16 protein-coding genes and 1 pseudogene are annotated in these 17547 nt (G+C 65.3%); 7 read left to right on the top strand and 10 right to left on the bottom strand.

Features of this window, described 5'->3' with window-relative positions:
• The first annotated feature begins 44 nt into the window (after positions 1–44).
• Complete coding sequence (locus tag AC6CH3_RS00580) at positions 45–623, top strand: DivIVA domain-containing protein (RefSeq protein WP_498130597.1); 579 nt, start codon at positions 45–47, stop codon at positions 621–623.
• A gap of 100 nt (positions 624–723) precedes the next feature.
• On the opposite strand, the gene AC6CH3_RS00575 is transcribed toward AC6CH3_RS00580, so the two are convergent.
• From AC6CH3_RS00575 to AC6CH3_RS00560, 4 genes are read right to left on the bottom strand one after another with little or no spacing between them, the layout of a single operon-like run.
• Complete coding sequence (locus AC6CH3_RS00575; RefSeq protein ID WP_498130596.1) at positions 724–2202, bottom strand: sodium/solute symporter; 1479 nt, start codon at positions 2200–2202, stop codon at positions 724–726.
• 7 nt (positions 2203–2209) lie between these two features.
• Complete coding sequence (locus tag AC6CH3_RS00570; RefSeq protein WP_498130595.1) at positions 2210–2557, bottom strand: DUF485 domain-containing protein; 348 nt, start codon at positions 2555–2557, stop codon at positions 2210–2212.
• Positions 2554–3273, bottom strand: a complete 720-nt coding sequence (locus AC6CH3_RS00565; RefSeq protein ID WP_498130594.1) for a LytR/AlgR family response regulator transcription factor — start codon at positions 3271–3273, stop codon at positions 2554–2556. The genes AC6CH3_RS00570 and AC6CH3_RS00565 overlap by 4 nt, the downstream gene beginning before the upstream one ends.
• A 52-nt stretch (positions 3274–3325) precedes the next feature.
• On the bottom strand, positions 3326–4516 hold the full coding sequence (locus tag AC6CH3_RS00560; RefSeq protein ID WP_498130593.1) for a sensor histidine kinase: 1191 nt from the start codon (positions 4514–4516) through the stop codon (positions 3326–3328).
• A gap of 168 nt (positions 4517–4684) precedes the next feature.
• Here AC6CH3_RS00560 and AC6CH3_RS00555 point away from each other — a divergent pair, with 168 nt between their 5' ends.
• On the top strand, positions 4685–5116 hold the full coding sequence (locus AC6CH3_RS00555) for a DUF485 domain-containing protein (protein WP_498130592.1): 432 nt from the start codon (positions 4685–4687) through the stop codon (positions 5114–5116).
• Positions 5113–6729, top strand: coding sequence for a monocarboxylic acid transporter (locus AC6CH3_RS00550; protein ID WP_498130591.1), 1617 nt, complete (start codon positions 5113–5115; stop codon positions 6727–6729). The genes AC6CH3_RS00555 and AC6CH3_RS00550 overlap by 4 nt, the downstream gene beginning before the upstream one ends.
• 95 nt (positions 6730–6824) lie before the next feature.
• Here the strand turns inward: AC6CH3_RS00550 and AC6CH3_RS00545 are convergent, their stop codons facing one another.
• A complete protein-coding gene (locus tag AC6CH3_RS00545; protein ID WP_498130590.1) occupies positions 6825–7319 on the bottom strand; it encodes a hypothetical protein in 495 nt (164 codons plus the stop codon).
• A gap of 68 nt (positions 7320–7387) precedes the next feature.
• Complete coding sequence (locus AC6CH3_RS00540; RefSeq protein ID WP_498130589.1) at positions 7388–7861, bottom strand: Lrp/AsnC family transcriptional regulator; 474 nt, start codon at positions 7859–7861, stop codon at positions 7388–7390.
• A gap of 196 nt (positions 7862–8057) precedes the next feature.
• Between AC6CH3_RS00540 and pdhA the strand changes: the two genes are divergently transcribed.
• The 3 genes from pdhA to AC6CH3_RS00525 are packed head-to-tail and all read left to right on the top strand — an operon-like array spanning position 8058 to position 11700.
• Positions 8058–9272: a pyruvate dehydrogenase (acetyl-transferring) E1 component subunit alpha gene (gene pdhA, locus AC6CH3_RS00535; protein WP_498130588.1), complete on the top strand. Its 1215-nt coding sequence runs from the start codon at positions 8058–8060 to the stop codon at positions 9270–9272.
• The gene (locus tag AC6CH3_RS00530) at positions 9272–10282 is read left to right on the top strand and encodes an alpha-ketoacid dehydrogenase subunit beta (protein ID WP_498130587.1); all 1011 of its coding nucleotides are present in this window, start codon (positions 9272–9274) and stop codon (positions 10280–10282) included. The genes pdhA and AC6CH3_RS00530 overlap by 1 nt, the downstream gene beginning before the upstream one ends.
• Positions 10279–11700, top strand: coding sequence for a dihydrolipoamide acetyltransferase family protein (locus AC6CH3_RS00525; RefSeq protein ID WP_498130586.1), 1422 nt, complete (start codon positions 10279–10281; stop codon positions 11698–11700). Before AC6CH3_RS00530 ends, AC6CH3_RS00525 begins: the two co-directional genes overlap by 4 nt.
• A 336-nt stretch (positions 11701–12036) precedes the next feature.
• On the opposite strand, the gene AC6CH3_RS00520 is transcribed toward AC6CH3_RS00525, so the two are convergent.
• The 4 genes and pseudogenes from AC6CH3_RS00520 to AC6CH3_RS00505 all read right to left on the bottom strand — a co-directional run bounded on the left by AC6CH3_RS00520 (position 12037) and on the right by AC6CH3_RS00505 (position 15728).
• Complete coding sequence (locus tag AC6CH3_RS00520; protein WP_498130585.1) at positions 12037–12954, bottom strand: DMT family transporter; 918 nt, start codon at positions 12952–12954, stop codon at positions 12037–12039.
• A complete protein-coding gene (locus AC6CH3_RS00515; protein ID WP_498130584.1) occupies positions 12951–13457 on the bottom strand; it encodes a recombinase family protein in 507 nt (168 codons plus the stop codon). The genes AC6CH3_RS00520 and AC6CH3_RS00515 overlap by 4 nt, the downstream gene beginning before the upstream one ends.
• 265 nt (positions 13458–13722) lie before the next feature.
• Positions 13723–14798: pseudogene (locus tag AC6CH3_RS00510) on the bottom strand (IS110 family RNA-guided transposase).
• A 300-nt stretch (positions 14799–15098) separates the two neighbouring features.
• Positions 15099–15728 (bottom strand): SACE_7040 family transcriptional regulator, encoded by a 630-nt coding sequence (locus AC6CH3_RS00505; protein WP_498130820.1) that lies wholly within the window; start codon positions 15726–15728, stop codon positions 15099–15101.
• A 209-nt stretch (positions 15729–15937) separates the two neighbouring features.
• On the opposite strand from AC6CH3_RS00505, the gene AC6CH3_RS00500 reads away from it, so the two are divergent.
• Complete coding sequence (locus tag AC6CH3_RS00500; protein WP_498130583.1) at positions 15938–17545, top strand: carboxyl transferase domain-containing protein; 1608 nt, start codon at positions 15938–15940, stop codon at positions 17543–17545.
• Positions 17546–17547: the final 2 nt, after the last annotated feature.

The following is a 17547-nucleotide window of genomic DNA, read 5'->3' as shown; positions in this document are numbered from 1 at the left end:
CGGTTACAACGCAGCTGAAAAGCACCGAAGGATACATAGTGAGAGTGGACAACCAACGGCACATTCCGGCCGCTTTCGAGCGCGTGCCCCGCAACGAATATGGCTACAACGCCAGGCAGGTGGACCAGTTCCTGCAACGGGCGCGCGTTTCCCTGGAGTCACCCGACGCCGCCGCCCACCCCGTCAAAAGCTTCGACGTCCGCGCGGTGTCCTTTGACCCGGTCAAAGGCGGCTATTCCGCCACTACTGTGGACGCGGCACTGGACCGTCTCGAAGATGCTTTCGCCCGCCGTGAGCGGGACGAACTCATCGCCGCGCAGGGGGAGGAAGCGTGGCTTCGGCAGATCGGGCAGCTTTCGGCCACCCTGCGGGGCCGCCTGCACCGGCCCGACGGGGAGCGGTTCCGCCGCCCGGCCGGGAAGAAGACCCGCAGCTACAACACCCGGGACGTGGACAGGCTGTGCGTGGACCTGATCGGCTACCTTGAAGAGGACAAGCCGCTCAGCGTGGACAACGTCCGGCGCGCGGTGTTCCGTCCGGCGGTGGGCCAGGTCGGGTACGAGGAAACCCAGGTGGATGCGTTCCTGGACCGCGTGATCGAGCTGATGGCCGCCATCGACTGACCACGCAGGCTGGCCACGCAGGCTGAATACGGGGGCTGACTTCGCCTGACACGCCCACGTTGGCTGGCTACGCCGACCAACGATACGGCCGCCGGGCGTCTCAGCGCCGCGTCATGTCAGCGCCTGTGGCCAGCGGTCTTTCGGGCGTATGGAGCCTGGTCATTACCTTCGTGATCGTGCGGGGGACCCGTGACTTCGTGGCCCGCGACGTCAGGACCATGACGGCGAACGCGGCAGGCACCGTCCAAGCAGCCGGCTGGGCCAGCCAGAAGGGCGTGCCGGCACCCAGCACGGTGCCCGCCACCATGGCGCCGCCGCACAGCAGGCCGCCGGTCGCCATGCCCGCGATGGCGCCGGCGTCGGTCAGTCCCCGCCACCAGATGCCGAGCAGCAGTACGGGGCAGATGGTGGAGGCTGTAAAAGCGAAGACCAGGCCGACGCTGCCGGCGAGGGCCAGCGAGTCCGTCATGAACGCCAGGCCCAGCGGGACCGCTGCGGAAACGAGCGCAGCGAGCCGGAAGCCGCGGACGCTGCCTCCCAGCACATCCTGGCTGATCACGCCGGCGAGCGACACCACGAGCCCCGAGGTGGTGGACAGGAACGCGGCAAAGGCGCCGGCCACCACGAGTGCGGAGAGCAGTTCGCCGCCCGGTCCGCCGATGAGGCGTCCCGGCAGCAGCAGGACGAGGGCGTCGGCCTGCCCGGCCAGGGCAAGTCCCGGCGCAAACATCCGCCCGACCAGACCGTAGGCAGTGGGGAAAAGGTAGAAGACGGACAGCAGGCCCAGCACTATCAGCGTGGTTCTCCGGGCTGACTGCCCGTCCGGGTTCGTGTAGAAGCGAACGAGCACGTGCGGCAGCCCGAGCGTTCCGAACAGCAGGGCAACCAGCAGCGAGATGTTCTGGTATGGGCCGGCGGGTGCCAGGCCCGTGGGGTTCGCAGCAGCCGCGGCCAGGGTGGGGGAACTGTTCTCCGCCAGGACAAGGACGATGAAAATGAAAGGCACGGCCAGTGCGGTGAGCTTGAGCCAGTACTGGAAGGCCTGCACGAACGTGATGGAGCGCATCCCGCCAGCCACCACGGTCAGGCTCACGACCACGACGACGGCGGTGGACCCCACCCATGAGGGCAGGCCCGTTGTGGTCCGGATCGTGAGGGCCGCGCCGTGCAGCTGGGGGACGATGTACAACCAGCCCACGATGACCACCGCGAGGCTGGTCACCCGCCGCACGGCACGGGAATCCAGCCGGGACTCGGTGAAATCCGGAATGGTGTAGGCCCCCGAGCGGCGGAGCGGGGCGGCCACGAACAGCAGGAGCATCAGGTATCCGGCGGTGTAGCCCACAGGGAACCACAGCGCATCGGTGCCGGACAGCAGGATGAGTCCTGCCACGCCCAGGAAGCTCGCAGCGGACAGGTACTCGCCGCCGATCGCCGACGCATTCCACCACGGCGGGACCGTGCGCGAGGCCACATAGAAGTCGCCGGTGGTCCGGGAAATCCTCAGTCCGTAGAAGCCGATGACCGCGGTGGCGACTGTTACCGCCGCAAAAGCCGCGATCCCGACGGCCGGGTTCACCGGCCCCTCACCTGTCCCCGGCGAGGTCGCGGTAGCGGGCCTCGTTCCGCGCCGCACTTCGGATGTACAGCCAGGCACTGACCCCCATCACGGGGTAGATGCCTGCGCCGAGCAGCAGCCAGTCGAGGGGAATGCCGGCGATCCGCGACTCCGCCAGCCCCGGGATGGCAGCCAGCAGCGGAAACGCCCCCAGGACCAGCAGGAAACCGCCTGCTACCACGAGGGCAAGCCGGAGCTGGGAGCGGATCAGGGACCGGACGAAGACCTGCCCCACCGCGGATTCCTCTGCCGCTTCGCGGGACTCCACGGCAGGCCGCGCCGCGGAGCGGGGGGCGGTCACCCTCACCCGTGTCATGCCTGCGGCCTGATCCGGGTGGCCTCCAGTTTCTCCCGCACGGACGGCAGGTGCCGGCGGCTGATCGGCAGTTCGGCCGCTTCCACCGTGACGCTGGGCCGCACGGCGGCCAGTTTCAGGTGCGAGACGTGGGACAGGGAAATGAGATAGGAACGGTGCGTGCGGATGAAGCCGGCGTCCGCCCACTGCTGTTCCAGGTCCGCCAGCGGAACCCGGATCAGGTAGCTGGCATCAGCGGTGTGGAGCCTCGCATAGTCGCCCTGCGCCTGAACATAGGTGACGTCGTCGCGCCTGATCATTTTCGTGGTGCCGCCCTGGTCCACGGTGATCATCTCCGGTGCGGGGCCGCCGTCGCCGATCAGCTCGCTGATCCGCCCCACGGAGCGGGCCAGACGCTCGGCGCGGACCGGTTTCAGGAGGTAGTCCACCGCCGCCAGCTCAAACGCCTCAAGCGCGCAGTCGTCGTCTGCGGTGACAAAGACGACGGCGGGCGGGCGGCTGCTGCGGGAAATCACCGCCGCGACCTCCAGCCCGGAGACAGCCGGCATGTGGATGTCGAGGAAGACGGCGTCCACCGCCTGGGTTTCCAGCGCCCGCAGCGCTTCCGCGCCTGACGAAGCGCGGAGGATAGTGCCGACGCGGTCATCCTTGCCCAGCAGGAAGGCGAGTTCTTCAATGGCTGGCAACTCGTCGTCGGCGACGAGGACGTTAATCATGATTCAAGGTTATCTGCTGCCCGCCGGGCCTTCCCGCCGCCGTGCCCGCGCCTCAGGCGTCGTGTCCGGGCTGGGACTTTGGGACGCGCATGGTGATCAGCGTCCCCTCGCCGGGCGCCGTCTCAATCACCAGGCCATGATCGTCACCGTAGACCTGCCGCAGGCGTGCATCCACGTTCCGCAGGCCAACGTGTTCCCCGTCCGTGTGTCCGGCGAGCATGGACTGGAGCTGCACCGGATCCATCCCCACGCCGTCGTCCTCGATGGTGACCTCCGCGAACGCGCCCGAATCATTGGCGGTGATGGTGATGTGCCCGGGTCCCTCCTTCGCTTCGAGGCCGTGCCGGACGGCATTCTCGACCAGGGGCTGCAGGCTCAGGAACGGAATGACGGTGCTCAGCACCTCGGGAGCGATCCGCAGGCTGACCTGGACCCGTTCACCGAAGCGGGCGCGCTCCAGCAGGAGATAGCGGTCGATGCACCGCAATTCCTCGGCGAGCGTGGTGAAGTCGCCGTGCCGCCGGAACGAGTAGCGCGTGAAGTCCGCAAACTCCACGACGAGTTCACGCGCCCGGGCCGGGTCAGTGTTGATGAAGGAGGCGATCGCATTCAGGGAGTTGTAAATAAAGTGCGGGCTGATCTGGGCACGCAATGCCCGCACCTCCGCCTCCATCAGCAGCGTCCGCGACGCATCAAGTTCGGCAAGCTCCACCTGGGCCGCCACCCAATCGGCTACCTCGCTCGTGGCACGCACCAGCCCCGCACCGGCGGACGGCGCAAAGGCCGCCACCACGCCCACCACCCGGGACCCGGCGCGGATCGGTGCGATGACCGCGGAACTGACGCGCCCGGAAGTCAGCTCCGGAAACTCCCCGGCGTTTATCACCTGCGTCCGCCCGCCGGCAAGGACATCGGCGGCCAGCGGCATCAGCCGTGGTTTGAGCTCCTCGGCCGCGCCGTCCCACGCCAGCACCCCCGAGATATCGGTAATGGCCAGGGCGTCGCATCCCAGCAGTCCCCGCAGCTGCCGGCTGGCCTTGGCGGCGCCTGCGGGATTGAGCCCCGTCCGCAGGTGCTGGCCGGCTTTCGACGCCGCATGCAGGGTGTTGTAGGTGGCGCGCTCGGCATCGGTGCCCAGCTCACGGAAGGACCGGAGAACCTTGAGCCCAACGCCCACGACGACGGCAATCGCCAAGGCGATCACCGCAACGGCGGCTGCGGCGTAGAGCGGGGAGTCGGGCATGCTGCCCAGCGTATCGCGTGCCGTTTGGCGCAGCATCGCCACCGCTAGGCGCCCGGGAGCCCGCAAATACTGGAACCGCGCCCGGGGGTGGAGCACAGTGATGGGGGTCACACTGGCCGTGGAAGCGTGCAAAGCCGGTGTGGAAGACACTCTCAACGAGGAGGAAAGATGGGTACTGATGCCCGAACTCCGGACGCAGCGGCGTCCGCGGACTTCGAGGAAGTCCAAACCACCGGGCAGTTCAAGGAACTGCGCAAGCGCCACCGCAGCTTTGTATTTCCCATGGCCGTTGCGTTCCTGCTGTGGTACTTCGCGTATGTCCTGCTGGCCGACTACGCGGTGGGCTTCATGTCCACCAAGGTGTGGGGCAACATCAACATCGGGCTCATCATGGGTCTGCTCCAGTTCGTCACCACGTTTGCGATCACCGGCTGGTACGTCAGCTACTGCAACCGGAAGCTGGACCCCATCGCCGCCGACATCCGGCACGGCATTGAAGACCACGAATTCGACAGGGCGGACGGGTTTGACGGGGCGGACGGGTTTGACCGGACGCATACGGGAATGTCCGGCAGCACAGCGGGCGGAGCAGGTAAATGATCAGCATTCCAACAGCGGTGGACGTCGCCGCACTCAAGGAAACAACCCTCCTCAACATGGGCATCTTTGGCCTGTTCGTCGCGGTCACCATGGTGATCGTCCTGCGGGCGAGCCGGAACAACAAGACGGCCGCTGACTACTATGCCGCCGGACGTTCCTTCACCGGATCGCAGAACGGCACGGCCATCGCCGGGGACTACCTGTCCGCAGCCTCCTTCCTGGGGATCACCGGAGCCATCGCCATCAACGGCTACGACGGGTTCATGTACTCCATCGGATTCCTCGTCGCGTGGCTCGTGGCGCTCCTCCTGGTGGCCGAGCTGCTGCGGAACACCGGGAAGTTCACCATGGCCGATGTCCTGTCCTTCCGCCTCAAGCAGCGTCCGGTCCGCATCGCCGCCGCCATCTCCACGCTGGCTGTCTGCTTCTTCTACCTGCTGGCCCAGATGGCCGGCGCCGGCAGCCTCATCTCGCTGCTGCTGGGCATCAGCGACTGGGGAGGCCAGGCGCTCGTAATCATCGTCGTGGGCGCACTCATGATCATGTACGTCCTGATCGGCGGCATGAAGGGCACCACCTGGGTGCAGATCATCAAGGCCATCCTGCTCATCGCCGGTGCCGCCGTCATGACACTCTGGGTCCTGGCCATCTACGGCTTCAACCTCTCCAGCCTGCTGGGCGCCGCGGTGGACACTGCCAACAATCCTGCGGTCCTCAACCCGGGCCTGCAGTACGGCAAGACGGAAACCTCCAAACTGGACTTCATGTCCCTCGGCCTGGCCCTCGTGCTCGGCACGGCCGCCCTGCCGCACGTGCTTATGCGTTTCTACACGGTCCCCACCGCCAAGGAAGCCCGGAAATCCGTGGTCTGGTCCATCTGGCTGATCGGCCTGTTCTACCTCTTCACCCTGGTCCTCGGCTACGGCGCCGCTGCCCTCGTGGGGGCGGACACCATCAAGGCTGCTCCCGGCGGCGTCAACTCGGCCGCTCCGCTGCTGGCCTTCCACCTGGGCGGTCCGCTGCTGCTGGGCTTCATCTCCGCGGTGGCCTTCGCCACGATCCTCGCCGTCGTGGCCGGACTTACCATCACTGCAGCAGCGTCCTTTGCGCACGACATTTACGCCAGCGTCATCGCCAAGGGAAAGGCCGACGCCGATACCGAGGTCAGGGTGGCCCGCCGCACGGTGGTGGTCATCGGGGTCCTGGCGATTGTGGGCGGCATCTTCGCCAACGGGCAGAATGTGGCCTTCCTGGTGGCGCTCGCGTTCGCCGTGGCGGCTTCCGCCAACCTCCCGACGATCATCTACTCGCTGTTCTGGCGCAGGTTCACCACGCAGGGTGCCATCTGGAGCATGTACGGCGGCCTGGCCTCAGCCATTCTCCTGATCGCGTTGTCCCCGGTGGTTTCCGGCGCCGCGACGTCCATGATGCCGGGCGTCAACTTTGCGGTCTTCCCGCTCAGCAACCCCGGTATCGTGTCCATCCCGCTGGCCTTCTTCCTCGGCTGGCTGGGTACGGTCCTGGACAAGAGGAGGGAAGACCCCGCCAAGCAGGCCGAGATGGAAGTCCGCTCGCTGACCGGTGTGGGCGCGGAAAAGGCCGTCGACCACTGACCGCGGCGGAGCACTGACCCGCCGACTACGGGCAGGCACGGCAGGAGCCCCCGCACTAAAATGTGACGGGGGCTCCCGCCTGCGACGCGTGAGGCTCAGCCTTTTGGTTTGAGCCGGATGGTGACCATCTTCAGCTCGTCCTCTCCGGAAAAGCGGTAAACGAGGTCCACGTCCCTGCCGTTGCATTGGATGACGCCGGAAACGTCCGCGATGTTGGAGCCGTCCTCACCGCTGACCTTGACGTCGTCGAAGGCTGTGGTGCAGGACGGGTCGAGATGCAGATTCTGAACGCCGGAGGTGAAGTCCTCCCGCGGCAGTTGTTCTTTCAGCGCCGGATCCAGGAAGTCGTCGTAGGCCTTGTCCGTATCACCCGAGATGACAAGCCTGGTGAAACTGTCCGCCAGATCCGAGGCCTGGCGGGTTGCCCCGCCCACCAGGTTCATCAGGAGCGCGACTCCCACGGCCACCAGCAACAGGACGCCTCCCACGATGCCAAGGACTATCCAGAGTCCCTTGCGGTTCTCCGCCGGTAGTCGGCTTGGCGGCCGCAGGCGCCGACGCTGGTGGAAAGGGTTCTGGGTGTTGCTCACGGTGAGCCTTTCATTCTTCTGCGGAGCCGGTCATTCTTCTGCCGAACCATCACTCTTCTGCGGAGCCATCACTCTTCTGCTGAACCGCGGTCCAGGAGCGGCTGGATCCGGAACGGAATCAGCTCTCCCATAGCCAGCGCGGTGTCAGTTCTCTCCACGCCGTCGCAGGCAAGTATTTTTCCGTTGATCCGGAACAGGTCCTCGGCGTCCAGCGCCACCACCCGCAGCAGCAGGTCAGCCGGGCCGGTGAGCCCGTAACCTTCGAGGATCTCCGGGACGCTGGCCAGCTCCTCGGCGAGGCTGCCGAGCTTCCGCTGCTGGACATGAACGGAGATGAAGGCCATCAGCGGATACCCCAGGGAAACCGGATTAATCCGGCGCTCAAAGGAAAGGAAGACATGTTTCTTTTCAAGCTGCGCCATCCGGGCCTGGACTGTATTTCGGGACAGGCCCAGCTTCTGGGCCAAGGCAACGACTGTCCGGCGGGGGTCCCTCGCCAATGCCGAAAGCAGGCGGGTGTCAGTGCCATCCAAAGCTTGCATAATGCGCAAGGCTAGCACGGTCTGAGCCCGCCAGATGGTGCATTATGCTCAGTTTCCCCGGCGGTGGTTGTACCCCCTGAGCATTGTGAGTATGGTCACAATTATCCGGAGCAACGGCGCCCGGAAGGCCGTAAAGCGGAAGGATCACGAGTCCATTTCGCGGCACGGTGACACGACGTCAGAAGGTTGCACAACTGTGTTGACAGACGAGTCGGGCCAGGGCGGTACACCCGCCGGAGGCCCGGGCAACAGGGCAGAACATCAAAGCGGGACTGGACATCAAGGCGGGACCGGACATCAAAGCGGGACTGGCCGGAACCTGGTCCAGCTGATCACCCCCGCAGGGGAACGCGTCAGCCACCCCGAGTACGATCCCTGGGTCCAGGATGTGACAGACGAGCAGCTCTGTTCGCTGTACGAGGACCTGGTGGTCATTCGGCGGATCGACACGGAGGCCACGGCACTCCAAAGGCAGGGTGAGCTGGCACTGTGGCCGCCGCTGCTGGGCCAGGAAGCATCCCAGATCGGTTCGGCGAGGACACTCCGGGAGGACGATTTTGTCTTCCCCAGCTACCGCGACAACGGAGTTGCCTACTGCAGGGGAGTCAAGCTTACGGACATCGTCCGCGTCTGGCGCGGCAACGCCGCCGGCGGGTGGGATCCCTACGCCGTCAACATGGCGACCACCCAAATCGTCATTGGCTCGCAGACGTTGCACGCCACCGGCTACGCGATGGGCATCCAGAATGACGGTGCTGATTCTGTGGCCATCACCTACTTTGGCGATGGAGCAACCAGCGAGGGCGACGTCAACGAAGCCATGGTCTTCGCGGCCAGCTTCCAGGCGCCGGTCGTATTCTTTTGCCAGAACAACCACTGGGCCATTTCCGAACCCGTCAGGCTGCAGTCCCACATTCACATTGCGGACCGTGCCGCGGGCTTCGGGATTCCCAGCATGCGGGTGGACGGCAACGACGTCCTCGCCGTAATGGCCGCCACCCGGGTTGCCCTGGACCGCGCCCGCCGCGGCGGGGGACCCACTTTCATCGAAGCCGTCACGTACAGGATGGGTCCGCATACGACCGCGGACGATCCCACCAGGTACCGCGATGCCAATGAACTTGAGGACTGGGCCGCGAAGGATCCGATCCGCCGGGTCAAGGCACTGCTGGACCGCAAGGGCCTGCTCACGCAGGAGCTGGAAGCCGCGGTACACCAAAAGGCTGAGGCCGTGGCCCGCGAGTTGCGTTCCGGCTGCATCAACATGCCGGACCCGGCGCCGCTTGACGTCTTCAAACACGTCTACAACACGCCAAACTCGTGGCTGGACCGCCAGCAGGACCATTACTCCCGCTATCTGGCATCCTTCGGTGATCCCGCAGGAGCCGCCTCTGAAGAAGGTGCACGCTGATGACCCAGTTGACCTTTGCCCGGGCCATAAATTCCGGGCTGCGCAAATCCCTTGAAAACGATCCGAAGGTCATCCTCATGGGAGAGGACATCGGAGCGCTTGGCGGCGTTTTCCGGGTAACGGACGGGCTGCAGAAAGACTTCGGCACCCACCGCGTCATTGACACCCCGCTGGCTGAGTCCGGCATCATGGGCACCGCGGTGGGGCTTGCCTACCGCGGCTACCGTCCCGTGGTGGAGATACAGTTCGACGGGTTCGTGTACCCGGCCTTCGACCAGATCGTGTGCCAGGTGGCCAAGATGCATTACCGCACGCAAGGCGCGGTCAAGATGCCCATCACCGTCCGCATCCCATTTGGTGGCGGGATCGGTTCCCCGGAATTCCACTCCGAATCTCCGGAGGCATATTTCACTCACACCTCCGGCCTGCGGGTCATCAGCCCGTCCAACCCGCAGGACGCCCACGTCATGATCCAGCAGGCCATCCTGTGCGATGATCCGGTGCTGTTCTTCGAGCCCAAACGGCGCTACCACGACAAAGCCGAAGTGGACGAGTCCACCGACGTCGCCGGTGCGCTGTCGATGGAAAAGGCCCGGGTGGTGACGGACGGCCGCGACGTCACGCTGGTGGCCTATGGGCCGCTCGTGAAGGCAGCACGGGATGCCGCGCTGGCGGCCGCCGATGAAGGCCTGTCAGTGGAAGTCATTGATTTGCGCTCACTTGCTCCCGTGGACTTTTCCACCGTGGAGGCATCTGTGCGCAAGACCGGCAGGCTCGTGATCACCCACGAGGCGGGGCAGTCAGGTGGGCTCGGCGCCGAGTTGGCGGCCAGCATCACCGAACGCTGTTTCTATCACCTGGAGGCGGCTCCCGTCCGCATCACAGGTTTTGACGTGCCGTACCCGTCTTCCAAGCTGGAGATGCACCACCTCCCCAGCCTGGACCGCATCCTCGACGGCGTGGACCGGGCGCTCGGCCGGCCGAATTCGCTGAGCGGGCTGGAAGGATGACCGCCACCATGATCAAGGAATTCCGGCTGCCCGATCTCGGCGAAGGCCTGACCGAATCCGAAATCGTCAGCTGGAAGGTGAATGTTGGGGACACCGTAAGCCTGAACCAGATCATCGCCGAGGTGGAGACTGCCAAGGCTGTGGTGGAGCTTCCCTCCCCGTTCGCAGGCGTGATCACCGCCCTGCATGAGCAGCCGGGCACGGTCGTGGAGGTCGGCAAACCGATCGTCTCCTTTGAGGTGGAGAATGACGCCGGAGGACAGCCCGATGCCGCAGAGACAGTGGCTCCAGCAGAGACGGCGGCTCCACCAGAGACGGTGGCTCCACCAGAGACGGTGGCTCCCGCTGCCAAAAGGGAACCGAACCTCGTGGGGTACGGCGCCGTCGTCGAAAGCTCCGGGCATCCGGTGCGCAGGCAGCGCACCTTCGCTGCCGCAGAGCCACCGCGGGAGTCTGCCGCACGGCGGCTGGGGGAGCCTGCCGAAACCAGGCCCGCCGACACCGCGCCTGCCGTAACCATGCTGGACGAGCGCCCCCGCTCCACACCGCCCGTGCGGAAGCTGGCGAAAGACCTGGGGGTGTCCCTCGAGGAGGTCAGGGGCACTGGCCCCGGCGGACTGATAACGCGGGATGATGTGCGAAATTTTGTGGGCGGGGATGTGCCGGCCGCATCGCAGGAACCGGCGGCACAGCAATTTCCCGGGACCGGGCAGGGCGAACGCGAAGTGCGAACGCCCATCAAGGGGGTCCGGAAGCTCACGGCGGCCGCCATGGTCTCAAGTGCTTTCACCGCACCGCATGTCACGGAATTCCTCACTGTCGACGTCACCGCGGCCATGGAACTGCTGGCCCGGCTCAAGGCCGGCAAGGCCTTCGCCGGCCTCAAGCTCACGCCCCTCACGCTGGTGGCCAAGGCGGCGCTGCTTGCCCTGCGCCGCAATCCGACGCTGAACTCCAGATGGGACGAAGACAACCAGGAAATCGTGCAGTTCAACTACGTCAACCTCGGGATCGCGGCCGCCACACCGCGCGGCCTCACGGTCCCTAACATCAAGGACGCGGACCGGATGACCCTGGCCCAACTCTCGACTGCGCTGACGGAGCTGACCGAAACCGCCCGGGCCGGAAAGACGGGCCCGGCGGAGCTTTCCGGGGGCACCATCTCGATCACCAACATCGGTGTTTTCGGCATCGACGCCGGCACGCCCATCCTGAACCCCGGCGAGGCAGTCATCCTGGCCATGGGTGCCGTGCGGAAGGTGCCATGGGAATACCAGGACCAGATCGCCCTCAGGCAGGTCATGACCCTCAGCCTGTCCTTCGACCACCGGCTGGTTGACGGGGAACAGGGCTCGAGGTTCCTCGCTGATGTCGGCGCACTCCTGGCGGATCCCGGCATGGCGCTGGCCTTGGCCTGAGCAGCCAACCTTGACCTGAGCAGCCAACCTTGACCGTCCTTCCGCGCACAAAAGCGGCCCGGGCCCTCACGGCCGCTGTTGCCCAACTGCGGTTATGAGGGCCCGGGCCGCCTGTGCAGGCTGGGGCCGCTTATGGCGGGTTAGGCCGGGGAGATGTTCCTGATGTTCCTATAGTCAAGCCATCGCGAATCATTCAATGGCGGCTGCCCACTGAACCATCGGTGAAGGGTACGCGGACGACGTCGACATCGCCGCCGGGATGGACGACAGTTCCGCCGTGGCCGTGTGGCAGACGGGGCATTCCGCGCCGTCGCTGACGGTACGGCTTGAATCGCGCTATTCGCGATTCGCCGGACCCGGGGTGGCTGGAGCCGGCGATGCGGCCCGGGACAGGGCGCCGAACCAGACTCCGGTCATAACCAGCGCGGCACCGAGGACGGCAGGCAGGGTCACCGGCTCATCGATGAGCCAAGCCGCCAGCCCCAGGGTGACCACCGGAAACAGGACAAACATGTACGAGCTCGCCGACGAGGTCCAGGTACGTACCACAAGCAGGACCAGTACGAACAAGCCGACCGACCCCAGCGTCACCAGGTAGGCCAAGGCCGCTGCCACACCGGGCTGACTTGGCAGGACCCATACCTCGTCCACCGAGGCAGACAGAATAATCAGCAATATTGCAGCGATTATCATAGCGACAGCGTTAGTCATGGCTGGGTGATTGCCAGACAGCCGCTTTCCTAGGATGATGCTCTGGCCGACGCACAGGGTCGCGGCCAGCATGGCCAGCACCGAACCTGCCGGAGCGCTGAGTCCCTCCGATCCCAGGACCATCCATGCAATGCCGCCGATGGCCAGGACAGACCCCGCCAGCGCTCTCACCGTGAACCGCTCGAGTCGCTGGGTCACAGCCAGGAGCAACGTCACCAGCGGGACCGCGGCCATGACCACTGTGGCGGTGCCGGCGGTAGCCTGGGTCAGGGCCCAGTACAGCAGCGCATAGGGGATTGCGAACGCGAGGGCGCCGTAGAGGACCGTCAAGGCCAGGAGTCGGCCACGCGGCCAACGAAGACGCAGGAAGAGCACGATCAGGATGAAAAGCACTGCGGCGAGGCCGAAGCGCAGGCCGGCACCCCAGAACGGGGCCAGCTCCTGATTGCTCAGCCGGACCGCGACAAAGTTTGCCCCACCCAAGAGGACCGCCACGCTGAAGGCGGCCAGGGTCAGCCGTGGTACCCGTTGGGAGAGCGTCACCCGCTGCCCCTGCCGTCTTCGTCATTCCGTTCGGTGAGGACGTCGGCTGCATTGCGGTTGTCTGTGATTTCCGCTTTCTGGCGGGCACGTTCGGTGGCGCGATAAACAGTGGAACGGCCAATGGAGAATGGCTCGGCTAGTTCGTACATCGTGTGCTCGCCTGCAGAATACAGTTCGACGAGGTGGGCCTCCTGTCGGGGTGAGAGTTTGGGCTTCTTTGCGCGCAGCCGACCCTTTGCCTTGGCGATCTTCATGCCTTCTCTGGTAGGGGCCCGGATTAGATCGCCCTCGAACTCAGCAACCATCGCCAGGATGTTAAACAGCAGCTTGCCCATCGGGTCCGCAGGGTCATGAACCAATCCATGATGCTCAGTTTTACCCCCGCGCGGCGAGTTCGTCAGTGATCTCATACGCGTCCAGGATCGATGGGCTAGCCGGTCGAGCTTGGTCACCACGAAGATGTCGCCACTGCGACAGGCGGCCAGCGAGTAGCAGTGTGCCATATAAGTCCCCCTCAGCGGACAGTTAATCGGGCTGGTCTTACCGGGCCGCGGACGGGTACCTGCGCAAGCCCTTCCGGATTCAAAAAACTGCCCTAGCGCAATGATCGTGAAGGAGACGAACATTAAATCCGCCGCGAGTCATCTTGGGTTCCCAGCGCCTGGGCCCTTCTGGGCCTTCCATAGTCAGAGACTACAAGCCACACTCCTTTTTGATAATGGGCTAGCCCGGTGGAATCAGTGGACACACACCTCCTGCTGACCATGACTAATCACTCTTGCCCCTCCCTTGCAGGTCGGATTTGAGGGTGTAGTAAAGCTCTCTTGCGACATAGCGTTTGAGGCTGCGGATGGCGTCTGAGTTGGAGTGCCCTTCGGCGCGTTTGCGGTCACGGTAGGCCTGGGATCGCGGGTCGTAGCGCAGGCGGCAGATGGCGATGAGGTAGATGACTCTGTTGGCCTGGCGGTTACCTCCTCGGTGAAGCCGCATTCTGTGTGACTTCCCGGAAGAGACGGGTATCGGCGCGACTCCGCAGAGCCTGGCGAAAGCCGCCTCGCTGTGGAACCGGTCGACGTTTTGCCCTGCGGTGATGAGTAGCTGGGCGACGCTTACGATTCCGACCTGCGGAAGCGCAGCCGTTCTCGGCGCAACGGCTTTGACCAGTTGGGTGAGGTGCTTCTCTACTTCTTTGATCTGCGTCGTGAGGTCTTGGACGCGTCGGCCCAGCTCTCGAAGGGCGTATTTCGCCGCCTGTTCAGGCTCGTGAAGGCGGCTGAGGACGGGTCGTAGGCTCCGTGCCTGAGTGGCTTTCCCTTCGAGGGTTTTGGCGTCCAAGCGCGTTCTGAGGTCTCCCGGCGCCGTGAGCAGGATGTCCCTGAGCTGGGTTAGGGCGCTGCTGCGGGATTTGATGGCTGAATCGCGCACAAGGTGAAGGTTTCTTATGGCTTCCACTACTCCGGTGGTGTCCTTCGGCGGTGATGAGCACTCCCCGGAGAGGACTTTGCGGGCGGCGGCTTCTGCGTCGATGGCGTCAGTTTTGCCCATCCTGTTGCGCACTTGCGCGTGACCCCGGTTGACTTCGACGACGTCGACCCCTGCCGCGAGCAGGTGCCGGGTCAGCCCGGCCCCGTAGGAGCCTGTGCATTCCACCCCGAAGGCGTTAATAATGCCGAATCCGGCAGCCCAATCCAACAGCCCCTGATGGCCCTCAGGATCTGCTGAAAACGTCGCAGTTCCGAGCAGCCGGCCGTCCTGATCGACCGCGGCGCATGGTGAATGAGTGAATGGGTGTCCACTCCGATGGTGACTGTCCTGACCAGAGCTGTCGTCGTTACGAGACTCATACGCACCTTTCCTATCGGTCCTGGTGAAGGCGAGCACGGTGACCGGGCCGGGCGGACAAAGCATTGAAGAGCTAAGCTGCACGTTCCTATCAAGTCACAACCCCATCCGGCCCGGTCGCCATGGTGAGTAGCAGGGAAGCTGAACCGACAGATCTCCTCATGGACAGTGCCTGCAGCAGCGCTGCTGGCCGTCACGAAGCGGGCAAGTCAGGAACCTCTCCCTTGCTACGGCATCCATTCTCCTCAGTGCGGAGCGGGGGAGCGGCCCACCCGGCTCCACGGCTACTCAGGGCTCCAGGGCTATTCAGGGGGCGCGTCCGGTGCCGTCAATGCCGCCAGCGCCATGTTCTCCAGCAGCGGGCGGGCCGATTTGATGGCCATCCGGCGGCCATGGTTCCGAACGGAATGGGGCGTGGAGTTGATCAGCCCGAAGGTCGCATGGGCCCGCATCCGGAGATCAGCCATGTCCGTTCCGCTGTGGATGCCGGCAAGCACATCGACCCAGAGCTCCACATAACTGCGCTGGAGCGCCCGGACCTGTGCCTGGTCTTCGGCGGAGAGGTTGCTGAAATCCCTGTCCTGGACACGGATGACGTCCGGGTTGCTCAGGGCAAAGTCCACATGGAACTGCACCAGCCGCGCCAGGGCTGACGCCGGGTCGCGGGCCTCCGCCACCACCCTCTGGCCGCCGTCCAGCAGGTCCTGGCTGACGCTGAGCAGCAGGGCGCCCAGCACAGCCTGCTTGCCGGGGAAATGGCGGTACACGGCGGGTCCGCTGACCCCGGCTGCGGCGCCCAGATCCTCAAGGGACACCTTGTTGAAACCGTTGACGGCAAAGAGGGATGCGGCGGCGGACAGCAGCGCCTGACGCCGGGTTTCCTTGGCCCGGCTGCGCTGCGTAGCGGCGGTGGGACGGGCGTCGTCGCCCAAGGCTTCCGGTGGTGCGGCCGGGTCGCCCCCGGCAAGCCTGCCCTGCTCTGTGATCGGCACATTTCCTCCTCGAACCAGCAAACTCTAACAAGCCTCCGGTGTGTTGGACATCACAGTTAATAGAGACTAACCTGAATTTCAGTTACACGGCACTAACCGAAAATAGGCGGCCCGGTCCTTCGGGCAGGCCAGGGAACGGAAAGCAGTCAATGGAGACACTCGCCAGCAGGCTGGATCCCACCAGTGAGGCCTTCGAGGCCAACAGCCTTGCGCAGCAGGCGCTCGCAGGCGATCTGCGCAAGCGGCTCGCAGAGGCCGCGCTGGGCGGACCGGCAAAGTCCCGCGAGCGCCACGTGTCCCGCGGCAAGCTGCTTCCGCGCGAACGCATCGACCAGCTCCTGGACGACGGCAGCCCCTTCCTGGAGATCGCGCCGCTCGCGGCCAACGGGATGTACAACGACGATTCACCGGGCGCCGGAGTGATCGCGGGCATCGGGCTGGTGCACGGACGCCAGGTCCTGGTCATCTCGAACGACGCCACCGTCAAGGGCGGCACGTACTATCCCATGACGGTAAAGAAGCACCTCCGGGCCCAGGAGATCGCCCTCGAAAACCGGCTGCCGTGCATCTACCTCGTGGACTCCGGCGGAGCGTTCCTCCCCAGGCAGGACGAGGTGTTCCCGGACAAGGAGCACTTCGGCCGGATCTTCTTCAACCAGGCCCGCATGTCCGCGGCCAAGATTCCGCAGATTGCCTCGGTCATGGGCTCCTGCACGGCGGGAGGCGCCTATGTGCCTGCCATGAGCGATGAAACCGTCATCGTCCGGAACCAGGGGACCATCTTCCTGGGCGGGCCGCCGCTGGTGAAGGCTGCCATCGGCGAGATCGTCACCGCGGAGGAACTGGGCGGCGGGGACGTCCACTCGAGAATCTCCGGTGTGTCCGACCACCTCGCTGAAAACGACGAGCATGCCCTGCAGATTGTCCGGGACATCGTCGCCACGCTGCCCCGGCCCGCTGCCCCCGCCTGGGACGTGGACACCGCCGTCGAACCCGTGGTTGATCCGGGGGAGATCTACGGGGCCGTCCCCACGGATGTCAACGCGCAGTACGACGTCCGCGAGGTCATCGCCCGGCTCGTGGACGGCAGCAGGTTCCACGAGTTCAAGAAGAACTACGGCAGCACCCTCGTCACCGGGTTCGCCAGGCTGCACGGCCACCCCCTGGGCATCGTGGCCAACAACGGTGTGCTCTTCAGCGAATCCTCGCTCAAGGGCGCGCACTTCATCGAGTTGTGCGACCAGCGCGGCATCCCTTTGGTCTTCCTGCAGAACATCTCCGGGTTCATGGTGGGCAAGGATTCCGAACAGGGAGGCATCGCCAAGAACGGTGCCAAGATGGTCACCGCCGTGGCCACGGCACGCGTGCCCAAGCTGACAGTGGTGATCGGCGGATCGTTCGGTGCGGGCAACTACTCCATGTGCGGCCGTGCCTACTCCCCGCGTTTCCTCTGGATGTGGCCCGCGAGCCGCATCTCCGTGATGGGCGGCAACCAGGCCTCGAGCGTCCTGGCCACGGTCAAACGGGACCAGTACGAGGCTGCCGGCCAGGAGTGGTCCGCCGAGGATGAGGAAGCGTTCAAGGCCCCCATCAGGCAGCAGTACGAGGACCAGGGCAGCCCCTACTACTCCACCGCCCGCATCTGGGACGACGGCGTGATCGACCCCGCGGACACGCGCACCGTGCTGGGTCTTGCCCTCGACGTCGTCTCCCGCGCCCCGCTGCCGGAGACTTCCTTCGGCCTCTTCCGGATGTGAGC

It is taken from the genome of Arthrobacter sp. GQ119, from assembly GCF_059759125.1.
The sequence above is the reverse complement of the archived record's forward strand: the minus strand, read 5'-3'. Positions and strand labels throughout refer to the sequence as shown.

What these genes read in the sequence shown, in the direction of transcription:
- AC6CH3_RS00570 (WP_498130595.1), bottom strand. Translation starts at nt 2,557, where the DNA reads ATGACACGGGTGAGGGTGACCGCCCCCCGCTCCGCGGCGCGGCCTGCC.
- AC6CH3_RS00565 (WP_498130594.1), bottom strand. Translation starts at nt 3,273, where the DNA reads ATGATTAACGTCCTCGTCGCCGACGACGAGTTGCCAGCCATTGAAGAA.
- AC6CH3_RS00560 (WP_498130593.1), bottom strand. Translation starts at nt 4,516, where the DNA reads ATGCCCGACTCCCCGCTCTACGCCGCAGCCGCCGTTGCGGTGATCGCC.
- AC6CH3_RS00555 (WP_498130592.1), top strand. Translation starts at nt 4,685, where the DNA reads ATGGGTACTGATGCCCGAACTCCGGACGCAGCGGCGTCCGCGGACTTC.
- AC6CH3_RS00550 (WP_498130591.1), top strand. Translation starts at nt 5,113, where the DNA reads ATGATCAGCATTCCAACAGCGGTGGACGTCGCCGCACTCAAGGAAACA.
- AC6CH3_RS00540 (WP_498130589.1), bottom strand. Translation starts at nt 7,861, where the DNA reads ATGCAAGCTTTGGATGGCACTGACACCCGCCTGCTTTCGGCATTGGCG.
- AC6CH3_RS00530 (WP_498130587.1), top strand. Translation starts at nt 9,272, where the DNA reads ATGACCCAGTTGACCTTTGCCCGGGCCATAAATTCCGGGCTGCGCAAA.
- AC6CH3_RS00525 (WP_498130586.1), top strand. Translation starts at nt 10,279, where the DNA reads ATGACCGCCACCATGATCAAGGAATTCCGGCTGCCCGATCTCGGCGAA.
- AC6CH3_RS00515 (WP_498130584.1), bottom strand. Translation starts at nt 13,457, where the DNA reads ATGGCACACTGCTACTCGCTGGCCGCCTGTCGCAGTGGCGACATCTTC.
- AC6CH3_RS00500 (WP_498130583.1), top strand. Translation starts at nt 15,938, where the DNA reads ATGGAGACACTCGCCAGCAGGCTGGATCCCACCAGTGAGGCCTTCGAG.